We start from the raw sequence: 530 nt of genomic DNA on the forward strand, positions 1-530 counted from the left end.
CTGGCCGGAAAGCCCCGGTCCGGCCCCCTGCGCGAAACAGGCGGCCGGACCAGCCGGATTGCGATACCACACCAGGGGGTAGCTGTCCTGGTTTTCTCTGTCTTTTTCTGCCCCGGAGCCTTCCGGATGTTGCCATTTATCCGGATTCGCACTCGCGTAGGCTCACGCTTCGCCACGGTGGGTTGACGGCCCGCAGCGGCACAGGAGATCGCCCCGACCCGGTGGCGCATGACAGAGAGAACCAGAAATGACCTCACCCCAGGGGCGGCCTCCTCGCGCGCCCCGCCGCAGGAGCAAGCCCGCGACCGATGCCGCGCCCGCCGCTGTTTCCGCACCGCGATCTGACGTCGCCATTGATGCCGCCACCGAAAGTGTCGTCGCCAAAGGTGTCGCCGCCGAAAGTGGCACTGCCGAAAGCGGCACTGCCGCGGCAACCACGATGGTCGCACCAGAAGTCGCGCCCGATTCGAACGCCATCACAGCATCAGTCGACGAATCAGCCGGCTTTGCGCCGAAGGCGACCGCGACAA

The 530-nt window shown here is 66.4% G+C and carries 1 protein-coding gene; it reads left to right on the top strand.

All coding sequences use genetic code 11. From position 1 onward, the window contains the following. Window positions 1-247 precede the first annotated feature (247 nt). Window positions 248-530, top strand: a 283-nt coding sequence (locus G6R24_RS23135; RefSeq protein WP_225438904.1) for a hypothetical protein, incomplete at its 3' end; no start/stop codon positions are given.

The sequence above is a fragment of the Candidatus Frankia nodulisporulans genome (assembly GCF_902806475.1).
In the GTDB taxonomy this organism is placed as follows: domain Bacteria; phylum Actinomycetota; class Actinomycetes; order Frankiales; family Frankiaceae; genus Frankia; species Frankia umida.